18 protein-coding genes, 1 tRNA gene and 1 pseudogene are annotated in these 16,092 nt (G+C 70.7%); 10 read left to right on the forward strand and 10 right to left on the reverse strand.

The genetic code is table 11. The annotated features are described in order from the left end of the window. The first annotated feature begins 140 nt into the window (after window positions 1–140). On the forward strand, window positions 141–656 hold the full coding sequence (locus RYJ27_RS10050) for a methylated-DNA--[protein]-cysteine S-methyltransferase (protein WP_330170176.1): 516 nt from the start codon (window positions 141–143) through the stop codon (window positions 654–656). Continuing rightward, complete coding sequence (locus tag RYJ27_RS10055) at window positions 653–1,315, forward strand: DNA-3-methyladenine glycosylase I (protein WP_330170177.1); 663 nt, start codon at window positions 653–655, stop codon at window positions 1,313–1,315. The genes RYJ27_RS10050 and RYJ27_RS10055 overlap by 4 nt, the downstream gene beginning before the upstream one ends. A gap of 25 nt (window positions 1,316–1,340) precedes the next feature. Here the strand turns inward: RYJ27_RS10055 and RYJ27_RS10060 are convergent, their stop codons facing one another. Together RYJ27_RS10060 and RYJ27_RS10065 are read right to left on the reverse strand one after the other, a co-directional pair. After that, entirely contained in the window at window positions 1,341–2,963 is a 1,623-nt protein-coding gene (locus RYJ27_RS10060) for a solute symporter family protein (protein WP_330170178.1), read from the reverse strand. Further along, window positions 2,960–3,313, reverse strand: a complete 354-nt coding sequence (locus RYJ27_RS10065; protein WP_330170179.1) for a DUF485 domain-containing protein — start codon at window positions 3,311–3,313, stop codon at window positions 2,960–2,962. The genes RYJ27_RS10060 and RYJ27_RS10065 overlap by 4 nt, the downstream gene beginning before the upstream one ends. Before the next feature lie 193 nt (window positions 3,314–3,506). Here RYJ27_RS10065 and RYJ27_RS10070 point away from each other — a divergent pair, with 193 nt between their 5' ends. The 3 genes from RYJ27_RS10070 (at window position 3,507) to RYJ27_RS10080 (ending at window position 5,233) form a co-directional block, all read left to right on the forward strand. Then, entirely contained in the window at window positions 3,507–4,388 is an 882-nt protein-coding gene (locus RYJ27_RS10070; protein WP_330170180.1) for a LuxR C-terminal-related transcriptional regulator, read from the forward strand. Window positions 4,389–4,437: 49 nt separating this feature from the next. Then, window positions 4,438–4,791: a histone-like nucleoid-structuring protein Lsr2 gene (locus tag RYJ27_RS10075; RefSeq protein ID WP_330170181.1), complete on the forward strand. Its 354-nt coding sequence runs from the start codon at window positions 4,438–4,440 to the stop codon at window positions 4,789–4,791. A 157-nt stretch (window positions 4,792–4,948) separates the two neighbouring features. Then, window positions 4,949–5,233, forward strand: coding sequence for a Fe-S cluster assembly protein HesB (locus RYJ27_RS10080; RefSeq protein ID WP_330170182.1), 285 nt, complete (start codon window positions 4,949–4,951; stop codon window positions 5,231–5,233). 127 nt (window positions 5,234–5,360) lie between these two features. Here the strand turns inward: RYJ27_RS10080 and RYJ27_RS10085 are convergent, their stop codons facing one another. After that, a complete protein-coding gene (locus tag RYJ27_RS10085; protein WP_330170183.1) occupies window positions 5,361–6,881 on the reverse strand; it encodes a serine/threonine-protein kinase in 1,521 nt (506 codons plus the stop codon). 202 nt (window positions 6,882–7,083) lie between these two features. On the opposite strand from RYJ27_RS10085, the gene RYJ27_RS10090 reads away from it, so the two are divergent. The 4 genes and pseudogenes from RYJ27_RS10090 to RYJ27_RS10105 all read left to right on the forward strand — a co-directional run. Next, window positions 7,084–7,398 (forward strand): hypothetical protein, encoded by a 315-nt coding sequence (locus RYJ27_RS10090; protein WP_330170184.1) that lies wholly within the window; start codon window positions 7,084–7,086, stop codon window positions 7,396–7,398. A gap of 108 nt (window positions 7,399–7,506) precedes the next feature. Then, on the forward strand, window positions 7,507–8,796 hold the full coding sequence (locus tag RYJ27_RS10095; RefSeq protein ID WP_330170185.1) for an APC family permease: 1,290 nt from the start codon (window positions 7,507–7,509) through the stop codon (window positions 8,794–8,796). Between the two features lie 144 nt (window positions 8,797–8,940). Beyond that, window positions 8,941–10,305, forward strand: coding sequence for an HNH endonuclease signature motif containing protein (locus tag RYJ27_RS10100; RefSeq protein ID WP_330170186.1), 1,365 nt, complete (start codon window positions 8,941–8,943; stop codon window positions 10,303–10,305). 114 nt (window positions 10,306–10,419) lie between these two features. Then, a pseudogene (locus RYJ27_RS10105) lies at window positions 10,420–11,016 on the forward strand (dihydrofolate reductase family protein); the annotation flags it as partial. 162 nt (window positions 11,017–11,178) lie between these two features. On the opposite strand, the gene RYJ27_RS10110 reads toward RYJ27_RS10105, so the two are convergent. Beyond that, window positions 11,179–11,727, reverse strand: a complete 549-nt coding sequence (locus RYJ27_RS10110) for a hypothetical protein (protein WP_330170187.1) — start codon at window positions 11,725–11,727, stop codon at window positions 11,179–11,181. 171 nt (window positions 11,728–11,898) lie between these two features. Here RYJ27_RS10110 and RYJ27_RS10115 point away from each other — a divergent pair, with 171 nt between their 5' ends. Beyond that, the gene (locus RYJ27_RS10115; protein WP_330170188.1) at window positions 11,899–12,126 is read left to right on the forward strand and encodes an RNA-binding S4 domain-containing protein; all 228 of its coding nucleotides are present in this window, start codon (window positions 11,899–11,901) and stop codon (window positions 12,124–12,126) included. Between the two features lie 12 nt (window positions 12,127–12,138). Here the strand turns inward: RYJ27_RS10115 and RYJ27_RS10120 are convergent, their stop codons facing one another. The 6 genes from RYJ27_RS10120 to RYJ27_RS10145 all read right to left on the reverse strand — a co-directional run bounded on the left by RYJ27_RS10120 (window position 12,139) and on the right by RYJ27_RS10145 (window position 16,080). After that, on the reverse strand, window positions 12,139–12,327 hold the full coding sequence (locus RYJ27_RS10120) for a hypothetical protein (RefSeq protein ID WP_330170189.1): 189 nt from the start codon (window positions 12,325–12,327) through the stop codon (window positions 12,139–12,141). 121 nt (window positions 12,328–12,448) lie between these two features. Continuing rightward, on the reverse strand, window positions 12,449–13,039 hold the full coding sequence (locus RYJ27_RS10125) for a thermonuclease family protein (protein ID WP_330170190.1): 591 nt from the start codon (window positions 13,037–13,039) through the stop codon (window positions 12,449–12,451). Window positions 13,040–13,378: 339 nt separating this feature from the next. After that, window positions 13,379–13,951, reverse strand: coding sequence for a hypothetical protein (locus RYJ27_RS13530; RefSeq protein ID WP_422732832.1), 573 nt, complete (start codon window positions 13,949–13,951; stop codon window positions 13,379–13,381). A gap of 205 nt (window positions 13,952–14,156) precedes the next feature. After that, window positions 14,157–14,228, reverse strand: a tRNA-Arg gene (locus RYJ27_RS10135). An 84-nt stretch (window positions 14,229–14,312) separates the two neighbouring features. Next, window positions 14,313–14,810 carry an HNH endonuclease gene (locus tag RYJ27_RS10140; protein ID WP_330170191.1) on the reverse strand — a complete coding sequence of 166 codons (498 nt, stop codon included), beginning with the start codon at window positions 14,808–14,810 and terminating at the stop codon, window positions 14,313–14,315. 364 nt (window positions 14,811–15,174) lie between these two features. After that, complete coding sequence (locus RYJ27_RS10145) at window positions 15,175–16,080, reverse strand: M23 family metallopeptidase (protein ID WP_330170192.1); 906 nt, start codon at window positions 16,078–16,080, stop codon at window positions 15,175–15,177. Between the last annotated feature and the right edge of the window lie 12 nt (window positions 16,081–16,092).

Below are 16,092 nucleotides of genomic sequence, written 5' to 3' on the forward strand. Positions count from 1 at the left end.
CGTACAGAGCGACAGGCGGGGCGGGTTTCGCGGTATTCGCGCGCCCGGTAGGGCTCCTCCCCCACCGGGGAGCCTCATCCCCTCTCCCCCGATCCGGCTCGGGCCGGCGAGGGGGACGACCCGCGCGGCAGGATGGGCGCATGCCTTTCGCGTTCGGCTTCCTCCCCTCACCCATCGGCACCGCCGTCGTCGTGCGCGGCGACGAGGGCATCGTCGCCCTCCGCTTCACCGACAGCGCGCCCGAGCAGGCCCTCGAGCGCATGCTGGCCGGCCTCCGCGGCGCGGCTCTTCCCGACCCCGCAGGATTCGACGAGCTGGCGCACCAGCTGGAGGAGTACTTCGCGGGGCACCGGCGCACGTTCGACGAAACGCTCGACCTCTCGGCGACGCGCGGGTTCGCACGCGCGGCTCTCGAGGCGATCCGGCGCATCCCCTACGCCGAGACGGCGGGGTACGGCGAGGTCGCGGCCGCGGCCGGCTCGCCGCGCGCGGCCCGCGCGGTCGGCACCGCGTGCGCCACGACACCCATCTCGCTGCTCGTACCGGTGCACCGGGTGGTGCGCGCAGACGGCAGCCCGGGCGAGTACGGCGGCAGCCCCGAGGTCAAGCGCCACCTGCTCGCGCTCGAGGCGGCCCACGGGGCGGTGCGGGCATGACCGCCGCCCCGCAGCCTCGCGCGACCACCTCGACGGGGACGCCGCCCGGGGGCGCCCCCTCGCCCGACCTGATCCTCGGCGAGGACGGCCTGGTCCGCCCGCGTTGGGCGGCGACCGACCCCCTGCTGCGGGAGTACTACGACACGGAGTGGGGCATGCCCGTGCGCGACGAGCGCGGACTGTTCGAGCGGCTCAGCCTCGAGGCGTTCCAGTCCGGCCTGTCCTGGGCCATCGTGCTGCGCAAGCGGCCCGCCTTCCGCCACGCGTTCGCGCAGTTCGATCCGGAGGCCGTCGCGGACTACGACGACGCCGACGTCGCTCGCCTGTTGGCGGATGCCGCGATCATCCGCAACCGCGCGAAGATCCTCGCCACGATCGGCAATGCGCGGGCGACGCTCGCCCTGCGCGAGGAGGGCGGGCTCGCGTCCCTCGTCTGGGGCTTCCAGCCCGCGCAGACCCCGCGGCCGACCACGGTGGCCGACATCCCCACCGCATCTCCGGAGTCGCGGGCGCTGGCTGCGGCGCTGAAGGCCCGCGGGTTCCGGTTCGTCGGCCCCACCACGGCGTTCGCACTGATGGAGGCCGTCGGCATGGTCGACACCCACCTGGTGGGAAGCCACCGCCGGGGCACGAGCGGGGTGTGGCCGGCGAGCGAGTAGGCCGCTCGCCGGCCACACCCGCGCCTCAGTGCTCGGTCGCCTTCTCCGCGCCGAAGCCGGTGAGGGAGCGCACGTCCATCTCGGCCGCCAGACGCCGGTCCTCCTGTCGGCGCGAGGTCACCGAGCCGAGCCAGCCGAGGAAGAACCCGAGCGGGATCGAGACGATCCCGGGGTTGTTCAGCGGCCAGATCGCCGTGCCGACACCGCGGAACACGCTCGTGTCGGTGCCCCAGAAGACGGGCGAGGCGACGATGAGCACGATCGCCGCGCCGAGCCCGCCGTACATGCTCCACACCGCGCCGCGGGTGGTGAACCCGCGCCAGAACAGCGAGAAGAGGATGGTCGGCAGGTTGGCGGATGCCGCGACGGCGAACGCCAGCGCGACGAGGAACGCGACGTTCTGTCCCTGCACGCCGATGCCGCCGACGATCGCGAGCACACCGATCACGATGACCGTGCGGCGGGCCACCTTGACCTCGCCGTCGGGCGGAACGTCGCCCTTCTTCACGACGTTCGCGTAGATGTCGTGCGCGAACGAGGCCGCCGCCGTGATCGTCAGACCCGCGACGACCGCGAGGATCGTCGCGAACGCCACGGCCGAGATGAACCCGAGCAGGATCGGCCCGCCGAGCTCGAGCGCGAGCAGCGGCGCCGCCGAGTTGACCCCGCCGGGCGCGGCGCGGATGACGTCGGGACCGACCAGGGCGCCCGCTCCGTAGCCGAGCACGAGCGTCAGCAGGTAGAAGAGGCCGATGAGCCAGATCGCCCACACCACCGAGCGCCGGGCCTCCTTGGCCGTGGGCACCGTGTAGAAGCGCATCAGCACGTGCGGCAGCCCGGCGGTGCCGAGTACGAGCGCGATCGCGAGGCTGATGAAGTCCCACGGGTTCGCGCCGTACTGCAGCCCCGGCCCGAGGATGGCGTCCGGCGGGGTCGTCGTCGAGGCATCCACGGCGCTGGCGAGCAGCCGGTCGAGGCTGAAGCCGTTGATCGCGAGGACCCAGACGGTCATCACGATGGCGCCGCCGATGAGCAGGAACGCCTTCACGATCTGCACCCAGGTCGTGCCCTTCATGCCGCCCACGAGCACGTAGACGATCATGAGCACGCCGACGACGGCGACGATGACCGACTGGCCGACGTAGTCGTCGATGCCGAGCAGCAGCGAGACGAGCCCGCCCGCCCCCGCCATCTGCGCGAGCAGGTAGAAGAAGCACACCGCGAGCGTCGTGATGGCCGCCGCCATCCGCACCGGCCGCTGCTGCAGTCGGAACGAGAGCACGTCGGCCATCGTGAACTTGCCGGTGTTGCGCATGAGCTCGGCCACGAGCAGCAGGGCGACCAGCCACGCCACGAGGAACCCGATCGAGTAGAGAAAGCCGTCGTACCCGTTGAGGGCGATGGCGCCGCAGATGCCGAGGAAGGACGCCGCGGAGAGGTAGTCGCCCGCGATCGCGAACCCGTTCTGCGGGCCCGTGAACGAGCGGCCCGCGGCGTAGTAGTCGGCGGCCGTCTTGTTGTTCCGGCTCGCGCGGATGACGATGAACAGCGTCACCGCGACGAACGCGCCGAAGATCGAGATGTTGAGGATCGGGTTGTTCTCGACGGTCGAGGATGCCGCATCGAGGGCGGCGAGGATCTCGGTCACGCGGAGACCCCCTGCCGACGCTCGAGGTCATCGCGGATCGCCTCGGCCTTGGGGTCGAGCCTGCGGTTGGCGAAGGCGACGTAGCCCATCGTGATCGCGAAGGTGGTGACGAACTGCCCGAGCCCCATGAGCAGCCCCACGGTGATGTCTCCCCACACCCGCTGCGCCATGAACTCGGTCGCGAACGACGACAGCAGCACGTAGGCGAAGTACCAGACGAGGAACGCGATCGCCAACGGGAACACGAAGCTGCGCTGCGTGCGCTTGAGCTCCTGGAAAGGCGCGGACTCCTCGACCGCGACGTAGTCGATCGCCCCCGGAGGAGCGGTCTCGGATCTCGGGTCGTTCATGCGGCCTCCTTGCCGACTCAACGAGCGCGACCGCCCTGGGCGCGCCGATTCCGGGCGCGACGGGCCCGCCTCCCCGGGATGTCATGCCTGGGGCATAACCGCCTGGTTCGGACGGAATTCCGCGCGCTGCGTGGTGATACCCTCGACGCTACGAAGGCGGCGAGGATGCCGTCACCCCCGAAAGTAGGTAGCGATGCTTACGCAGGAGCGCAGCGACGACGACGTGCGACTGGTGGCCGGGGCGGTGCGCGATCTCGCCCGCCGCACCCACTTCCCCGTCGCGTTCGGCGGGCTCTTCTCCGACGGGTCGGTGTCCGTCACCTCCGTCGTGGGCAGCCGCACCCGCAGCCTCGACGGGCTGAGCGTGCGGCCGGAGCGGGGCCTCGGCGGACGCGCCATGGTCGAGCTGCGGCCGCGCATGACGCGGGACTACCGGAGCGCGCAGCACATCACCCACGATTACGACGGTCACATCCTCGGGGAGGGCATCACGACCCTGCTCGCGGTGCCGGTCGTCGTCGACGGCCGCGCGCGCGGCGTGCTCTACGGCGGGGCCTGGGCGTCTCAGGGTGTCGGCGATGTCGTGGCGGCCCCCGCGTTCCAGGTCGCCGACGCGCTGGCCGCGGAGCTTCGGGTGCGGGAAGAGGTGCGCCGCCGCGTGGCGAAGCTCGCCCCCGCGCCGCTCGCGAGCGCAAGGCTCTCGGCTCCGCTACGCGAGGAACTGCGGGAGAGCTACGCCGAGCTGCGCCAGGTCGCGTCGGGCATCGTAGACCCCGCCCTGCGTCGCCGCCTGGAGGTGATCGAGCGGCGCCTGGCCGCCATCTCCGGCGATTCGGGCATCGTGCGCGACACGGCCGCCGCCGGGCGCTCGGCCGGCGACGTCTCGCTCTCGCCCCGCGAGATCGACGTGCTCGCGTGCGTCGCCCTCGGCGCCACCAACGCCGAGATCGCCGGGTCGCTCGGGCTGCGGGAGGGCACGGTCAAGGCCTACCTGTCCTCCGCGATGGGCAAGCTGGATGCCGCGACGCGCCACGCAGCCGTGACGAAGGCGCGCCGCTCGGGGCTTCTGCCCTGATGAGCGCGCGGTCGTGCCTTTCGCGCATCGGTGCGGATAAGGTGTCGACATGGCCCGCAGAATCGTGCATCAGCTCGTCGACGACCTCGACGGCTCCCTTCTCGAGGTGGGAGAGGGCGAGACAGTGCTGTTCTCGCTCGACGGCGTCGCATACGAGATCGACCTCACCGACGAGAACGCCGCAGCGCTGCGCGACGCGATGCAGCGCTTCGTCGACGCCGCGCGGCCCGTCTCCGCGCGCGGTGCCCAGGCATCCGCCGCGACGCGCAAGCGCCGCCGCACCGGCCAGCAGGACTACACCGCGGTCCGCGAGTGGGCCCGCTCGAACGGCCACCAGGTGTCGGAGCGGGGGCGCGTGCCAGCCGCCGTCATCGAGGCGTACGAGGCGGCGCAGGGCGCCTGACCCCGGCGCGGGGGGGGCTGGACGGCTGATCGCCCTCTCTATCGCACGCGGTCTCTTTTACATGGGAGAACCCTCCGAATGGGCGCTGTGGCTTGAAACGACTCCGAATTCTCGGAATCGTGGCTTGCTCGCCGTCCCCTACGGAAGGAAGAGCACCATGCTCACACTCACCGAGAACGCCGCAACCGCTGTCCGCTCCATCGTCTCCCAGGTTCCCGAGGGAGAGAACGGCGGGCTCCGCATCCGCGGAAACGGCACCCCCGAGGCCGGTTTCGAGCTGCAGATCGCCTCGTCTCCCGAGCCCGAGGACTCCGTCGTCGAGCAGGGCGCCGCGCGTGTCTTCCTCGAGCCGGCCGCCGCGACCGAGCTCGACGACAAGGTACTCGACGCAGAGGTGTCGCAGGACGGGTCGGTGCGCTTCGCGCTGGCCGCACAGGCCTGACCCAGAGTTTTCGCGAAGGGCTCCCGCCGCCGGCGGGGGCCCTTCGTCGTTCCCGATCGGATATCGCGCGGCACCGAGCGGTCGACGGGATCAGTCGGCGGGCGGTGGTCGCACTCTCGCGGAAGGGTCAGTCGTTGCCGCCGCCGCGGTTGCCCGCCCCGCGGCCGTTTCCGCTGTCGTCGCCGGGGTTCCGGTCGCCGCCGCGGTCGCTGCCCGGACCTCGGTTGCCCCGGTTGTCGGTGTCCGGGCCCCGGTCATCCGCCCCGGACGGGGCATTGCGTGTGTCCGCGGGCGCGGGCGCCTCGGGTGCGGGCGCCTCGGGTGCGGGCGCCGGTTCCTCGGCGGCAGGCTCGGGAGCGGCGGGGACGACCGCAGTGTTCTGCTCCACCGTCTCGATGGCGCCCTGCTGCGGTGCCTCTCCGGCGGGAGCCTCCTGCTCCGGCGCGGGCGTCTGCTCGCTCGTGCCGCCCTCCGCGACCGGCGTCACCGAGGGAGCGGGGTCCACGACTCCGCCCGCAGTCGGCGCAAGCGCGACCGCGACAGCGACGAGACCCGCCGCGAGCCCGGCCGCCCCACCCCACATGAGCGCGGGGCGGCGGCGCCGGCGTAGGGCACGGTGCTGCGACCGCGTGGTCGGGGGCGCGGGTTCGGAGACCGAGATGCCCGCGCGAACGAGCAGCGCCTTGATCGGCTCCGTCGCGGGAGGAGCGGGCGCCGGGGGCACCGCGACGATCGCGGTCTCGGCCGCCGTGGGTTCCTCCGCGTGGACCCGCGCCGGCACGTCGCCGGCGTAGAAGGCGAGGGCTGCGGCATCCATCGTCACGACCGACTCCACGACCGCCGTCGCGCTCGGCCGGGCGAACGGGTCCATCGCGGTCATCGCCGCAAGCAACTCCCGCCACGGCTCCGGCAGCCAGCCGGGGATCCTCGGAGACTGCGACAGGCGCACGACGATCGACTCCACGCCTGTCGAGTGCGGGAAGGCACGCACGCCGGTGAGGGTCTCGAGCAGCACGAGCCCGAGCGCATAGATGTCGGCGGCGGGCCCGGCGGGCGCACCGCGCACCTGCTCCGGGGCGAGGTAGGCAGCCGTGCCCAGGACGGTGCCCGGCGCCGTGAGGCGCGTGCCGTCGGTGAGGTAGGCGATGCCGAAGTCGGCGAGCTTGGCGCGGAAGGGCGCCCCCGACGCTCCCGGCGGAGCGAGCAGGATGTTGGAGGGTTTCACGTCGCGGTGCACGATGCCTGCGGCGTGCACGGTCGCGAGCGCGTCGGCGAGGTCGCGGGCGAGCGCCGCCACGGCGGCAGCCGGAAGCGGTCCCGCGTCGGCCCGCTCGCGCAGGGACGGGCCCTCGACGAGCTCCATCACGAGGTAGCCCATCTTGCCCGGGGCGATATGCGCGTCGTAGAGGGTCACGAGGGACGGGTGGGCGAGCGAGGCCAGCAGCGTGGACTCCATCCGCAGCCGCCCCGAGTCGAGCCCGGGATCCGAGCTCTCGCGCATGATCTTCAGGGCGACGACGCGGCCGAGCACGATGTCCTCGGCGCGGTGCACCCGGGCCATGCCCCCCTCGCCGAGGCATTCGCCCAGCAGGTACCGGCCATCGAGCAGCTCTTGCGTGCCTGCGTCGGCGCGCGACGGGTCGCTCACGTACATTCCCTTCCGCGACCCGCCCTCCACGCGTCGCGCACGTCGGAAACGTTAGAGGCACGTGAGGGCTCCCCGTGCGGGGTTGACACGAGGCCCGCGACGTGATGGCGACACGGGTAGCCCACCGGGGCGGCGATTTCAACCCCCCTATCCGGCAGAACGTCCCGCGTCACAGTGGATGCAGGCACGACAAAGGGGGCGCATGACACTCGAGATGGCGGTTGGGACGCGGGGCGTGCGGGCTCCGTGGCGACGCGGCGGAGCCGGAGATGCGCCCGATCTGACGGTGATTCCGGAGGCGCCCGAGCAGGTCCTCTGGCCGTGGGAGCGGATCGGTGTGGACCGGTACCGCGTGACCGACGGAGCGGCGACCCGCGGTTTCGTCGACGTCGTCGGGCCGGTCTTCGTCGGACTCGCCGGCGAGCGGTACGACCGCGCGGTCGAGATCGCGCAGACGCTCTCTCTCGAGTCCGCCGCCGAGGCGATTCTTCGCGCTTCCGGAGCCGCGAAGGCCTGATCGGGGCTCGGCACGCGAGCGACGAGCCTGTCAAGGCCTCACGGCCTGGCGCATCGTCGCCCTAATGTGGCCGACGCACGCACGCCGCACGGAAGGATGAGGGGCCCGATGACCGATCGCACCGACAGGATCTCGCTGGCCGGATCGGTGTCGCTCGGCACCGGCGTGATGATCGGCGCAGGCATCTTCGCGCTCGTCGGACAGGTGGCGGGCTTCGCGGGCGACTGGTTCCCGCTCGCGTTCCTGCTGGGCGGTGCCGTCGCGGGCGTCAGCGCATATTCGTACATCCGATACTCGAGCGTCAACCCGTCCTCGGGCGGCATCGCGATGCTGCTGAAGGATGCCTACGGTCCGGGCGTCGTCGCGGGGTCGTTCTCCCTCTTTATGTACGTGTCGATGGTCGTGGCCGAGAGCCTGCTCGCCCGCACGTTCGGCACCTACCTGCTGCGACCGTTCGGGCTGCAGGATTCCGCGGTGCTCGTCCCCGTGCTCGGCGTGATCGTGATCGCGGCCGCCGCCGTGATCAACCTCGTCGGCAACCGCCTCGTCGAGGCATCCGCCACCACCACCGCGGTGGCCAAGATCGTGGGCATCGCGGTGCTGGCGATCGCGGGCATCGTCGGCACGGCCGTCGCCGGCGACGGACTCTTCGCACACAGCTCGGGCGAGAGTCCCGACGTGCTGGGGCTGCTCGCCGGCACGACGCTGTGCGTACTGGCCTACAAGGGCTTCACGACGATCACCAACCAGGGCGACGACATCCGCGACGCGGAGAAGAACATCGCGCGGTCGATCATGATCTCGCTGGCGATCTGCGGCGCGCTCTACCTGCTCATCACCCTGTCGGTGGAGGCGAGCATCGGCGCGGAGGGCGCTGTCGAGGCCCGCGACTACGCCCTCGCGCAGGCCGCCGAGCCGCTTTTCGGGGCGTGGGGCGTGGGCATCACGGTCGCGATCGCCGTGGTCGCCACGGTGTCGGGGCTGCTGGCGAGCCTGTACTCGGTCTCGCGTCTGTACGCGATGCTGCAGGACATGCGCCAGGCGCCGGCACTGCCCGAGCGGGTGCCGCACCAGCCGCTGCTCATCACCGCGGCACTCGCGATCCTCGCGACGGCCTTCCTCGACCTGTCGCAGATCGCGTCGATGGGAGCGTTCCTCTACCTCACGATGGACATCGCCGTGCAGTGGGGCGTCATGCGCCACCTGCGCGAGAAGATCCACGCCGTGCGGTGGATGCCGGTGCTCGCGATCGTGCTCGACCTCGCGATCCTCATCCCCTTCACGATCATGAAGGTGCAGGAGGACCTGCTCACGGTGATCGTCGCCGCGGCGGTTGCGGCGGCGATCTTCGTCGGCCAGGTCATCACGGTGCGCGCGAGGAGCGCGCAGCGGGGCTGACGTCGGCGATCTCGGTGCCGACGGGACCCGAGACCCGGCGGGTGGTGATCCGGGCCCGATTTCTCATCTTCTTCTCATCTTCAGACCCCTGATCGGCGCGGATTCCGGGGCTTGGATGTCGGTGGCCCCGGGCATGATTGCCCCATGACCGATACCGCGCTCAACGCCCGGCTCCGGGCCGACGCGCGGGTCGATGCGCTGCTGCCGCGGCTCGTCGAGGTGCGGGCGCAGAAGGCGCGGCTCGAAGCGGAGGAGGCGCGCCTTCTGGCCGAGGCCCGCGGCATAGCGGAGGACTGGACCACCGAAGCGGGCGGGGCGCGCACCGGGTCGGATGCCGAGCTGCCGTACCGCTCGATCGCGGCCGAGATCGGGGCGGCGTGGCGGGTCAGTGACCGCACGGTGCAGCGACAGATGCAGGATGCCGCGACGCTCGTCCACGACTACGTCGCCACCACGGCCGCTCTCGAGGCGGGGCAGATCTCCATCGCCCACGCCCGAGCCCTCGTGTCGGCCGGCGCCGTCATCGAGCACGCCCAGCTGCGGGCCGAGTACGAAGACACCGTCCTCCCGCTCGCGTTCACCGAGGCGGCCTCGCGCTTCGCCCCGCTCGCCAAGCGCCGCGCGGAGTGGTTCGCCGACACCACCTTCGAAGAGCGCCACCACCGTGCGCTCGACGACCGCGCGGTCTGGGTCACCGACCTCGACGACGGAATGGCAGAGCTGCGGGCGCTGCTGCCAGCGGTCGTCGCCCACGGCATCCACGACCGCCTGTCGCAGATGGCCCGCAGCGTGGTCGATGCGCGCAGGCATGCCGTCGCCGGCGAGGGCGACGCCTCCCACCCTCGCGTCGCTCACGACTCGGATGCCGAGGCCTCCGATGACGAGCGCACCACCGACCAGGTGCGCGCCGACGTCTTCGCCGACCTCCTGCTGGCGGGAGAGCCGACGGCGCATACCGTTCCGGGCGGCCTCGGGGCGATCCGGGCGAACGTCCAGGTCACCGTTCCGGTCATGAGCCTCATCGAGAAGCGCGTGACCGACCCCTACGAAAGCCCCTTCCTCGTGGGCCACTCCCCCGTCGATACCCGCACCGCGCTCTCGCTCACGGCGGCGGCGCCCGGATGGGATCGCATCCTCACTCACCCGATCTCGGGGCAGGTGCTCGCGGTCGACCGCTATCGCCCGAGCGAGCACATGCGCCGACACCTCACCGTCCGGGATCAGCACTGCCGCTTCCCCGGGTGTCGCCTGCCCGCCAAGCGATGCGACGCCGACCATACGATCGACCACGCCCACGGCGGCGCGACGAGTGCCGAGAATCTCGCCCTGTTCTGCCGACGACATCACGTGCTCAAGCACCAGACCGCCTGGAGGGTGACTCAGCGGGGCGGCGGCGACCTCGAATGGACCAGCCCCACCGGACGCAGCTACATAGACACCCCCGTCAGTCGCGTCGAGTTCGCCCCCGACCCCGAGTGCGAGATCGAACCCGATCCCGTGCCGTTCTGATCCCGACTCGGGGCACAAGCGACGACCACGAAGCAGGACCGCGAGTCGGCGGGCCGACCCCTCGGGTAGATTGCGTGCGAGCGCCCGGGCCCCGACACGACGGAAAGGTCGCGCATGACCGACACCACCTGCCACGTCTCGATATCGCTCGACGGGTTCATCGCCGGGCCCGACCAGAGCCGAGAGCACCCGCTCGGTGTCGGCGGGCTCGAGCTTCATCGCTGGCACCTGGGTGACGAACGCGCCACCGAGGCCGACGCGACCGCGAGCGACTGGCTGGGGCGCCCGCGCGGCGCGTACATCATGGGCCGCAACATGTTCGGGCCCATCCGCGGCGAGTGGGACGAGGACTGGCGGGGATGGTGGGGCGCCGAGCCGCCGTATCACGCGCCCGTCTTCGTGCTCACGCATCACGCCCACGAGCCGATCGAGATGGCCGGCGGCACGACCTTCCACTTCGTCACGGAGGGGTTCGACGCCGCGTATGCCCGGGCTCTCGAGGTGGCGGGGGACGCGGGCATCCACATCGCGGGCGGCGCCTCGACGGTCCGCCAGGCGCTCGCCGCCGGTGTCGTCGACGAACTCACGCTCGACATCGCTCCCGTGCTGCTCGGAGCGGGCGAGAGGATCTTCGACGGGATCGGGTCGTTCGGCTTCGAACCGGTCGAGGCGCTGAACTCCCCGCTGGCGACGCACGTCCGCTACCGCCGCACGGCGCGACACGTGCCCGCACCGGGAGAGCCGAGCGTTCCCGAGATCGAAGTCGACGAGACGGTGCCGCCGCGTCCGGAGGAGGAGGTGGCCGACGTGCTCCGCGCAGACCCGGATGTCGAGGACCACGGCCGCGCGCGGTGAACTCCGGCGCGAGTCGCGTCAGGCGCGCTGCCGGATGACGCGAGCCGTCGCAACCGGGTCGGGCCGGTGCATGACCGACTCGGGCACGATCACGAGCGCGGCGGCATGCATCTCCTCGGCGAGCCGATCGGCCGCGGCGACCAGAAGCGGGAACGTCTGCTCCCCGCGCAGGATCGTGACGGACCGCGACACCGACACCATCCCGCCCGGCGGCGTCGAGAGCTGCGCACTCAGCCGTGCGTCGTAGACGGTCGACTGCGCGACCGCCACGAGGCCGGAGAACGCATCGCTCTGCCGGATCGCGTCGACCATCTCGCGCGGCAGCTCCACGGCCTCGAGCTGAAAGGTGACGACGGCGTCTGCGCTCCTGCCCTCGTCTACGAGGCGCTGCAACCGATCGGCGAGCCCGGGGTCGGGTTCGCCGACGCCGAAGTGGAACGGCGGCTCGGACAGGAAGAGCGCCGGATCGGCGCGCCTCGGGATGCAGCATAGAGCGCGAGGATGGCGCCCGACGAGTGCCCGAGGACGATCGCGTCGCCGCCGATGACGAAGGCGGATCTGCGCCAAGGCGCGGGGTCCGACGCGCTGAATTCCTTGCCCGGCGATCGATTCGACATCCATCGAGAAGGGACGCGGGTAGAGCGAGAGCGCTCACTCAGGAGAGCCGCCCCCCGGCGAGGAACGTCGGCCTGTCCAATCGGGCGCGATTCGCGGCGGGCCGGCGGTTAGCATTGCGGGGTGACTGCCCCGCAACCGACCGAAGACGTGTCCATCGGTGGCGACAGCATCCGCCTCGGCCAGTTCATGAAGTTTGCGGGGCTGCTCGACTCCGGCGGAGACGTGAAAGAGGCGATCATCGACGGCTACGTGCTCGTCAACGGCGAGGTCGACCGCCGCCGTGGCCGGCAGCTGCAGCTCGGCGACGTGGTCACTTTCGAGGGGCGCAGCGTCCGCGTCCGCCCGTGAGGCCGGCCCGGGCTACTGCAGCGGGTACGACCGACGCCGGCGCTCCTCGTCGGCCTTCAGGATGCCGTTCTTCACGGCCGTGCGGATGATCAGGTAGAACACCCACAGCGTGAGCGCCAGCATCCCGAGGTACAGCACGATCGCGGTGAGGAATCCGACGATTCCGATGCCCGCGGCCCACCCTGTGTAGTCGTTCTCCATGCGTCTGCCCTCTCTCGATCGGTGCGTCGAGGCTATCGAGCATCACGCCGCAGCTCGCCGTCGGCGCACCGGTGGGAGGTGACCAGGGCGGCAGACCCTGTTGCGCAGTCCCCGGCGGGCGCTACTCGCAGGCGAGGCCGTCCCCGTCGCCATCGCCGTTGTTGCCCGTGCCGTACGCGAACCATTCGTAGATCGCGGCCTGGGAGGGGTCGTCGCGGTCGAACGGGCCGGTCGGATGCCCGGCCTCGTTGCGCGAGAGCTTCGTGCACGACGAGTACGCCTGCCACCAGCTGACACCGAGCGACGGAGCGGGAGCCGCCCCACCCTGACAGGCGGCCGTGACCACGTTGCGGTCCGCATCCAGCACGGCGGTCTGAGCCGCGCGATACTCGGCCTCGAGCGGATGCGCGGGGTAGCCGTCGCTCGAGTCGTATCGCGCCACCGCGTTGCCTGCGTCGATCTGCACGCGGCCGAGATCCGTGCCGTCCGCGGTCGCGACGCTGCGCAGCATCCGACCGTAGTCGTCACGGTCGTTCTGTGCGGCGGGCAACGAGAGCACCAGCGGATCGCCGACGGAGACGAGACGGCCGAGCGCGGCGGATGCCTCGTCGTAGCCGCATTCACCGCGTTCAGGAGTGTCGATGCCGATGATGCGCACTGTTCCCGCGCTGGTTTCGATCGTGTCACCGTCGATGACCGCGGCGAACGTCACGGTGTCGGTGGCTACGGGTGACGGGGGAGATGACGAGGACGGGGCGGGAGCGGGAGCTGGGGTGCAGGCGGTGAGCATTAGCACGAGGGTCGCCGCGCTACCGATGGATGAGGAACCTACGAGCCGCCGAACCGTCACGCTTCACTCTCTCAAGCGCCAGCAGCAAGCATCAAATGGGCAGCTCCGGCGCCTTTACCGTCACGGTGCCGGCCGACGGTGCAGACATGGAGATCGCGTACGCCTACGGGTTGATCCCGTGACCGGCAAGAGTCCCCAGGCACGGGTTGAGGTCGAATCTCGGCCCGTTCCAGAACGAGTACTGATGCCGGGGCCTGTTGCTCAGCAGAACGCGCGCACCGGGATGCCGTCTTGCTTGGTCTGCTCCACGGCCGCGAATGCCGCAGTGGACCCCCTTCGGTTCTCTCGGTCGACAGTCCTGGAAGTGGTTTTACCGATCCAGCTGAAGCCTCGATCGCCGGCCGTGCATGACGACCGCCTCATCGACGACGCGCGCGGTCGCTTGTTCGGTGCCGCCCGGGCGACTCCCGCGTCACGGAACACACGCGACAGCGACGCCGTTGATGGTGCCGGCAACCCCATCGCGGTCATCTTCGCATGCACGCTGATCGGCCCGTGATCCAGCCCTGACTGCTCCAGCGACGCACGCACCTGCAGCGCCTGAGTCTTGATGTCGTCGCCCAGCTGCGTCGGTGAGGTGTGCGGCCTGCGTGACTTCGGCTCGAGCAGCGCGGCGGGCCCTTCAGCGGTCGCACGCGAGCGCAAGAGGTAGAACGTCTTCCGCGAGATGCCGTGTTCGGCGCAGAACGTCGTCACCGCCCCGCGCGGCGCGTCGTCGGGCCACTGCGAGATCGCGAGACGGACACGGGGATCAACAGGCTCGTTTCTGCTCACACCTACATGAGAGCGGCGGAAGTGCCATCACGAGCGACCCCGGAACCGTCACCGAAGTCCTGATGCAGAACCGTCACCGATGTCCTGCGAGATGACACGAAATTTCTGACACGAAATTTCAGAATGCGGGCAAAAAGCGGCCAAAAACGCATTCTGAGTGGTCTGACCACAGAAGAAATACCTGGTCAGAGGCAAAAAGAGACTGTGCCCCTGGAGGGACTCGAACCCCCAACCGTTTGCTTAGGACGCAACTGCTCTTCCATTGAGCTACAGAGGCTGGCCCGTCCAGTCTAACGGCGCCCCACGAAACCCCCGAGCAAGCCCGAGCCGGGCTCGAGCAAGCGCTCGAGCACCTCCAGCCTCAGGCGGCGAGCTCGAGATAGGGCTCCCACACCGGGTCCGAACGCTCCGAACCCCGCACCGTCCACTGCGCCCCGTGGGGCGCGCGCGGCGTCAAGCGCAGCTCCCAGCGCATCTCGGCTGGCGTCCGATCGCCCTTCACGTTGTTGCACCGAAGACACGCGGCCACGAGGTTCTCCCACGAGTCCGCTCCCCCGCGCGAGCGCGGCAGCACGTGGTCGATCGTCGTCGCACTCTTGCCGCAGTACCCGCACCGATGCCCGTCCCGACGCAGCACCCCCCGCCTGGTGACGGGTACGCGACGCGCCTGCGGCACGCGCACGTAGCGGGTCAGCACGATCACGGCGGGCCGATCGAACGTGGTCTGGATGCCGCAGACCGGATCATCCTCCACGCGTTCGATGACGGTCGCCTTCGCATTCATCACGAGCACGAGGGCTCGCTTGAACGACACGATCGCGAGGGGCTCATAGCCTGCGTTCAGCACCAGAGTGCGCATCCGGGTTCCTTTCGAATGGCCGTGACGGCTTCAGCGGTATTCGAATCACTGACGCGGAACCTCACGAAAGGGGTGCGCGAGCACAAAAAAGGACGCCGTCTTTACAGACAGCGCCCTGGAACCACGGCTATGCCGCGGCAAAAGTGCACACGATGCCGAAGGACGTAACGACCTTGCGCATTCCTGGTTCGAATGCGAGGTATTCGGTCCATCGGCTCCCTCCTCCGCTCGATCACGCGTCGCGGTAAGGGTACCTCACCCGGATGCGCACCCGGCCGACGCGCCGGTGAACGATCGGCACCGCTGCGCGACGCGGGCGAATGACGGATGCCGCGGCATCCGGCTCGCCCACAGAGGCAGCGGCTCAGCCGGCGTTGGCGACGAGCCAGCCCTCGGCATCCACTCGCGTGCCATCGACGTGGATCATGAGGTGCAGGTGCGTGCCGAAAGCACGACCCGTGTCGCTGACCTGACCGATCATCTGCCCGGCGCTCACGGTCTGACCCGCGCTCACCGTGCGGCTGCCGCCGAGCATGTGAGCGTAGACGCTCTGCACGGCGTGACCGTTGATGTTGTGCATGATCGTGACGGTCACACCCAGCGCCCCGCCGCCGTCGGTCGACGTCGTGACGACGCCGTCCGCGACGGAGTAGATGGGGGTGCCGCGCTCGACCATGTAGTCGGTGCCGCGGTGACCGGCGTAGGGGGCGCCGAAGTTGTTGAAGTACGGCAGCGGACGACGCACGATGCCAGAGCCCGGGGCCACGAGCGGCACCCCGGCGGGAACCGCGTAGGACCCGCCACCCGAGGATGCAGCCTGCGTTCGCGCCGCGGCGGCTGCGGCGGCCGCAGCGGCGGCGGCCTCTTCGGCCTTCTTCTTCGCGATCTCGTCGGGCGTCGTGGCCGCGTAAGAGCTGCGGGAGAGGTCGGAGCCCTGAACTTCGGAGGCCACGACGAGCGTCTGCGCGCCGTCGGCGGCGAGCTGCTCCATCGTGGTGGTGGCCTCTTCGGGCGAGAAGGCCGCATAGGCGGGGAGGGCGACAGTGGCCACGAGACCCGTGACGGCCGCGATCGTCAGCACGCTGCGCAGCGGACCGCGACGCTTCGACTCGATGCGCGCCACCGACGACGAGGCGACGACGGCCTTGCTCGCTCGCTGCGGGCGGGACGCCCAGGCTCGCTTGGTGGCCTGCCACCGAGAGGACCGCCGACCGAGGTCGGATCCGGCCGTGTCGGGAGCGCTCGCGGGCGTGTTGTCGTTATCAGCCAAGCTGGTCCTCCG

Source organism: Microbacterium limosum (assembly GCF_036324365.1).
Taxonomy (GTDB): Bacteria; Actinomycetota; Actinomycetes; order Actinomycetales; family Microbacteriaceae; genus Microbacterium; species Microbacterium limosum.